Source organism: Gilliamella sp. App6-5, assembly GCF_001690525.1.
GTDB lineage: Bacteria > Pseudomonadota > Gammaproteobacteria > Enterobacterales > Orbaceae > Gilliamella > Gilliamella apicola_H.
On sequence record NZ_LZGT01000018.1, the window covers coordinates 1 to 6667 of the forward strand.

Annotated in this window: 4 protein-coding genes and 1 pseudogene; 2 read left to right on the forward strand and 3 right to left on the reverse strand. The window is 38.1% G+C overall.

Annotated features, from left to right (window positions below; all coding sequences use genetic code 11):
* Positions 1-348: 348 nt before the first annotated feature.
* The 3 genes from guaB to ubiG all read right to left on the reverse strand — a co-directional run bounded on the left by guaB (position 349) and on the right by ubiG (position 4167).
* A complete protein-coding gene (gene guaB / locus A9G24_RS02205; RefSeq protein ID WP_065637581.1) occupies positions 349-1809 on the reverse strand; it encodes an IMP dehydrogenase in 1461 nt (486 codons plus the stop codon).
* Between the two features lie 213 nt (positions 1810-2022).
* Positions 2023-3363 carry a gluconate transporter gene (gene gntT, locus A9G24_RS02210; protein WP_442902747.1) on the reverse strand — a complete coding sequence of 447 codons (1341 nt, stop codon included), beginning with the start codon at positions 3361-3363 and terminating at the stop codon, positions 2023-2025.
* Positions 3364-3462: 99 nt separating this feature from the next.
* On the reverse strand, positions 3463-4167 hold the full coding sequence (gene ubiG, locus A9G24_RS02215; protein WP_065637584.1) for a bifunctional 2-polyprenyl-6-hydroxyphenol methylase/3-demethylubiquinol 3-O-methyltransferase UbiG: 705 nt from the start codon (positions 4165-4167) through the stop codon (positions 3463-3465).
* Positions 4168-4473: 306 nt separating this feature from the next.
* Between ubiG and A9G24_RS02220 the strand changes: the two genes are divergently transcribed.
* Both A9G24_RS02220 and A9G24_RS02225 read left to right on the forward strand, forming a co-directional pair.
* On the forward strand, positions 4474-5835 hold the full coding sequence (locus tag A9G24_RS02220) for a sodium-dependent transporter (protein ID WP_218056194.1): 1362 nt from the start codon (positions 4474-4476) through the stop codon (positions 5833-5835).
* A gap of 132 nt (positions 5836-5967) precedes the next feature.
* Positions 5968-6667, forward strand: a pseudogene (locus A9G24_RS02225) (transposase); the annotation flags it as partial.

A 6667-nucleotide genomic window follows, 5' to 3' on the forward strand; every position in this document is an offset into this window, starting at 1 on the left:
TCAGCTTCTTTTAAAATAGCGACGATTTGATGTTCAGTCATTTTTTTCATAATTGAATCCTCTTTTACTTTTATCATAGAGAATTTTCTACTTTTTTGCTGTACTATTTTAGGGGATAGTTACAGTTTTAATCCAGGATTATAAACAAAAAAACAAATAAAATCAATGATAACCTGAGTTTTTTTGATAATGTAGGGGCTGGGTGGCGATGTTTAGCTATAATTGAGCGGTTGGGTTTCGGACATTGTCATTATTGCGATTTATTCAACCCAAAACATCTGAAAGCTAACCGAACCCCAAGTTATAAAAATATAAAATAAAAAGAGGGACATCCCCCCTTTTTTATGCTCATGCTCTATAATTAGGTGGCTCTTTGGTAATTAGTACATCATGTACATGACTTTCTTTCATTCCTGCACCAGTAATACGATAGAATTTGGATTTAGTTCTTAATTCATCAATTGTTGCGCAGCCAGTTAATCCCATGCAAGATCTTAATCCCCCCATCTGCTGGTGAACAATCTCTTTTAATGGCCCTTTATAGGCAATGCGCCCTTCTATACCCTCTGGTACAAGTTTGTCGGCAGCATTGTCAGTTTGGAAGTAGCGATCAGAAGATCCTTTTGCCATTGCGCCAAGCGATCCCATTCCGCGATATGATTTATACGCTCTACCTTGGAATAGTTCAATTTCGCCTGGGGCTTCTTCCGTACCGGCAAACATTGATCCAACCATCACACAAGAAGCACCTGCTGCGATAGCTTTGGCGATGTCACCTGAATAGCGAATTCCACCATCTGCAATAACAGGAATATTATGTTTTTGTGCCACTTCAACAGCGTCCATAATAGCACTAATTTGCGGTACACCAACGCCAGTAACAATGCGTGTTGTACAAATTGAGCCGGGACCAATCCCCACTTTAACAGCGCTAACGCCTGCATCAATAAGGGCTTTAGCGCCTTCACTGGTAGCTACATTACCGCCAATGATTTGTAAATCAGGATAAGCATTTCTTGCTTGGCGAATACGTTCAAGCACACCTTGCGAATGGCCGTGTGATGAATCAATTAATAATACATCAACACCCGCTTCAACTAATGCAGCAATGCGTTCTTCGTTCCCTGCTGCTGCGCCAACAGCGGCACCCACGCGCAAGCGCCCTTTATCGTCTTTACAAGCATTAGGCTTTTGTTCCGCTTTATTGTAATCTTTAACGGTGATCATGCCTTTTAGGTGGAATCGAGCATCAACCACAAGGACTTTTTCAACACGGTGTTCATGCATTTTTTGCAGTACGATTTCACGTTGTTCGCCTTCATTTACAGTCACTAACCGTTCTTTTGGTGTCATCACAGCGGTAACTGGTAAAGATAGGTCGGTTGCAAATCGGACATCGCGTGCGGTAATGATACCAACTAGTTCTTGAGTTTCAGTCACAACCGGAAAACCAGCAAAGCCATACTCTTTAGCTAGATCGGTAACTTGCTGTATGGTTGCGGTTGGTAAGACTGATACAGGATCTTGCACTATACCACTTTCGTGTTTTTTAACGCGCCTTACATGATTGGCTTGGTTTTCAATTGACATATTTTTGTGGATAAAACCAATGCCTCCCTCTTGCGCTAGTGCGATGGCTAATTCAGATTCGGTCACTGTATCCATTGCGGCTGACAGCATTGGAATATTTAATTTAATTGTTTGAGTAAGTTGAGCACTAATATCAGCTGTATTAGGTAATACCGTTGAATGAGCAGGGACTAATAACACGTCGTCAAACGTGAGAGCTTCTTTAACTATACGAGACATGACAATATTCACCACTGGTTGGATTGTTGATAAAATATTGCCGAGGCATTCTACTTACTTTTAACTCAAAAGGCTAGTGGAATTTATTTTTTTATTCGAATGAAAAGATAGTAAATAAAATGAATTCAGATTAAATAAAAATAGATTGAAAGTACCTCAACAATTAAATGAAAACTGATGAGGCAAAAATTAAGTACTATAGTAGTAATTCTATTAAACAAACATATTAATAACTAAACATCCTACTAATCCACAAACTGAAATCACTGTTTCTAATAATGACCATGATTTCATGGTTTCAGTAATACTTAAGTTGAAGTATTCTTTAAACAACCAAAAGCCAGGATCATTTACGTGTGAAAACACAACACTACCGGCACCTGTTGCGATCACCATAAGTTCAGGGCTTACCCCTGTTGAAGCAATTAAAGGGAACACGATGCCACCTGCTGTCAATGCGGCCACAGTTGCAGAACCAAGCGCTAAACGCAGTAATGCAGCAATTAACCACGCCATGACAATCGGCGATACATTCGACGAATGCATCATCTGTTCAATATAAACCTTGACACCACTATCGACAAGCACTTGCTTAAATGCTCCACCACCACCAATAATTAATAGCATCATAGAAATAATTTTGATTGAATCAACCAAAGTTGAATTAACTTCAGCCATGGAACGACCGCGTAAAATCCCAAAGGTAAATACTGCGACTAACACTGAAATTAAAGTTGCAATAACCGGATCGCCCAAAAATTCCACATAAGGTAATACTACATGTCCTTTATCTAAAGTCATATCGCAAACTGCACGAATCGACATTAAAATAACAGGAATTAAGGCAGTAAAGACACTCACCGCAAAGCTTGGCATTTGATCATCAGTGAATTTTTTAGAGTTATATAAACCCTCTTCAATTGGATGGTTAATTACACGAATAAACGGTAGTCTTGCTAATACTGGTCCAGCTAAAATCACCGTTGGAATAGCGATGATAGTACCGTAGAGTAAAGTCCTCCCCATATCAGCTTGAAAAATTTCAGCAATTGCGGTTGGGCCAGGATGTGGTGGTAAAAAGCCATGGGTCACCGATAAAGCTGCTGCCATTGGAATACCAATATATAATGGCGATATTCGTAATGTGGCTGCAATGGTTAAAACCAATGGCAATAAAAGAACAAAGCCAACTTCATAAAAAAGTGCAAAGCCAACAATAAAACCAGTCAGTGTGACTGCCCATTGAATTTTTTTATCACCAAATGTTTCAATTAGCGTTGTTGCGATGCGTTGTGCCCCACCACAATCGGACAGTAGTTTACCTAACATTGCCCCAAACCCCATAATTAAGGCCAAACTGCCAAGCGTACCACCAACCCCATTTTTAATTGACTTGACTACATCCATTACTGGCATACCTTCCATTACCCCCACACTGAGTGCAACTAGAATCAAAGCAATGAAGCCATTGACTCGAAGGGGTAACATTAAAATAAGTAGCAACGCTACACCAATAGCAATTATTATTAACGGCATAAATAGTTCCTCTAAAATAAAATAATCCGTGTTATCGGTAACATGCCAAATTATAGAGGATTTTTTAAAAAATACAGGAAAAAATACCCAAATTGAGAATTAGATCACATTTTAAAACTAATCTGCTTTTTGTGCCGTGATGATATAATTAACATCAACATTGGGGCCTAACTTGAATTCATTTTTAAATAAATGATATTCCATACCAATAATGTCTTTAGCATTCAATCGAGCAAGTTCAATCCAGCTCATTAATTCTGATGGGCGAATAAAGCGATTAAAGTCGTGTGTGCCTTTAGGCACTAATCGTGCAATATATTCTGCCCCATAAATCAACAATAACTTGGCTTTATGATTACGATTGATGGTTGATAAAAACAGTTTACCACCGGGTTTAAGTAATTTTTCGCAGGCTTGAATGATTGAAAATGGATCTGGCACATGCTCTAACAATTCCATACACGTTATGACATCATATTGCGCAGAATTTTGCTCGGCATGTTGTTCAACTGTCTGTTTTTTATAGTTAATGGATAAATTACTTTTCGCTGCATGGAGTTTTGCCACGGCTAATGATTCATCAGCAAGATCTATGGCTGTCACATTCGCACCAAGCTTCGCTAAACTTTCTGATAAAATGCCACCACCGCATCCCACATCTAATATTGCTTTTTGATCTAATTGCCCGCACTGTTGTTGCACATAATTGACACGCAATGGGTTGATAATATGCAAAGGTTTACATTTTCCATTAGGATCCCACCACTGATCAGCTAATTGAGAAAATTTATTTATTTCATTAAAATCAATATTTTGTGACATGGCAACTTTTCCATAACCTAAAGTGTAAACTAAATCGATAAGCAACCATTTTAAGCCATCACCACTATCAATAAAAGGAAAAATATAAATTTATCCATACACAAATAATGAATAGTTGGTCAAAAATTTAATTCAAACTATTATAAAATTTAACTGCTAACTTGCTATTTATATTTATAGTTTTAATGATTCCTTGTTTCCATACGCATTTCATGGCATGATTTAGAGCTTTATTTATCTAATAAAAAAATTTTAGGCATTTGCTTACACTAAAATTAAACAATTAAGAGTCAAGGAAAAATATTCATGAGTACAGGAACTATGAAAAAAAACCACTCTCAGTGGAGCTCGCGCATGGGATTTATGCTTGCCGCAGCTGGTTCTGCTGTTGGGTTAGGTAACATTTGGAAATTCCCATATATGGCAGGCGAAATGGGCGGTTCAGCGTTTGTGCTTACCTATTTGCTATTTATGTTTGTGATTGGTCTACCAATTTTAGTTTTAGAATGGTTAATTGGCCGTCGTGGGCAAAAAAATCCAATTCATACAATGGAAGATGTCGCTGTTTCAGAAGGCCGTTCAAAATCTTGGCGCTGGGTCGGTATTATTGGCGTAGTAGGTTCTTTTTTAATTCTATCATTTTATAGTGTTATTGGAGGTTGGGCGACCGATTATATTTTTATAGCAGCTAAAGGCTCATTTGATGGGGCAAATGGTGCAATTACTCAACAAATTTTTGATGATTTCCGTGGTAACGTAAGCCATTTATTAACTTGGCATACCATATTTATGGCCATCACTGCACTTATCGTTGCTTTAGGTGTTGGTGCTGGTTTAGAGCGTGCTTGTAAGCTGATGATGCCAGGATTAGGTATTTTATTATTAATTCTTGTTGGCTATGCGATCTATGCTAGCGGTCCATCTTTTGGTGTTGCATGTGAATTTTTATTTTCACCTAATTGGTCAGCGTTAAATGGTAAGGCTATTTTAGCGGCATTAGGTCATGCATTTTTTAGTTTATCGTTAGGTATGGGTATTATGATGGCATATGGTTCATACCTAGGACAAGATGTCAACTTATTGTCAACCGCACGCACAGTTGTGATATTAGACGTTATTGTTGCCGTATTATCTGGTTTAGCTATTTTCCCTTTAGTTTTTGCTAACGGTTTACCTCCAGCAGTAGGAGAAGGCCTTATTTTCGTTACACTACCAATTGCATTTGGTAATATGGCTGGGGGTGCGATTTTAGGTATATTGTTCTTTATATTCCTAACTTTCGCAGCATTAACGTCTTCTATTTCATTACTTGAACCAACTGTCGAGTTATTAGAAGAAAAAACGCCATTGGGTAGAAAATCAGCAACAATTTTAAGTAGTTTAGTTATTTGGGCTTTAGGTATTGCTTGTTTATTATCATTTAATGAATGGGCTGATGTCAAACTATTTGGTAAAAATATTTTTGATTTACTCGATTACCTGACCAGTAAAATCATGCTACCACTTACTGGATTAGGTACTATAGTATTTGGCGCTTGGATGATGAATCAAAAACGCATCTGCGAAGAATTAAATCTAAGTGATTTTTGGTTTAGTGTTTGGACTGTATTAACTCGTTATATTGTCCCAGTTGCGGTTATCATAATTTTGATTTATGGATTTTTATAAAAAAACGTTACAAATTTAATGTTCAGTTAAAAGCCTTGACTTATCAAGGCTTCAGATTGATGACAAAGAACTCGCTTTTTGGCGAGTTCTTTGATCTAATAGAGAGGAGTCCACTATAAGAGAAGTTCTTCTATGCTAAAAAAACCAACTCCAGCGACACCAGAAAAAATAGAGCAAATCTCGCTAGATGCGCTTGTCCCTCAAAATCATCTTGTTCGTAAAATAGCTAAAGTCATTGATTTTGAATTTATTCGAGAAGCGGTAGCACCACTTTATTGCCCTAATAACGGTCGTCCGGCAGAAGATCCGGTCAGACTGTTTAAAATCATGCTATTGGGGTATCTTTTCGGTATCCCCAGTGAACGTCGTCTGGTTCAGGAAATTCAGGTCAATTTAGCTTACCGCTGGTTTCTGGGAATGGGATTAACCGAAAAAGTGATTGACGCCTCAACACTTAGCCAAAATCGTCGCCGTCGGTTTAATGACAGTGAAATCTATCAACAGATTTTTGATAATATTGTTGAGCAGGCCATTGCCAAAGGGTTGATAAGTGGTCGGGTTTTATATACGGACAGTACTCACCTAAAAGCAAATGCCAATAAAGGCAAAGCACGTAATTAGCAGCGTATTGTTGAGCCCAGTCAATATATTGATGCGCTTAATCAAGCCATCAACGCAGAAAGAGAATTAAACGGAAAAAAGCCTTAAAGCCATCGACGGTAGAGAAATACAAGGAGGTTAAAGTCAGTACAACAGATCCGGACAGTGGCTTTATGCATCGGGAAGGCAAGCCTAAAGGGTTCTTCTACTTAGATCACCGAACGGTTGATGG

What these genes read in the sequence shown, in the direction of transcription:
- guaB (WP_065637581.1), bottom strand. Translation starts at nt 1,809, where the DNA reads ATGTCTCGTATAGTTAAAGAAGCTCTCACGTTTGACGACGTGTTATTA.
- ubiG (WP_065637584.1), bottom strand. Translation starts at nt 4,167, where the DNA reads ATGTCACAAAATATTGATTTTAATGAAATAAATAAATTTTCTCAATTA.
- A9G24_RS02220 (WP_218056194.1), top strand. Translation starts at nt 4,474, where the DNA reads ATGAGTACAGGAACTATGAAAAAAAACCACTCTCAGTGGAGCTCGCGC.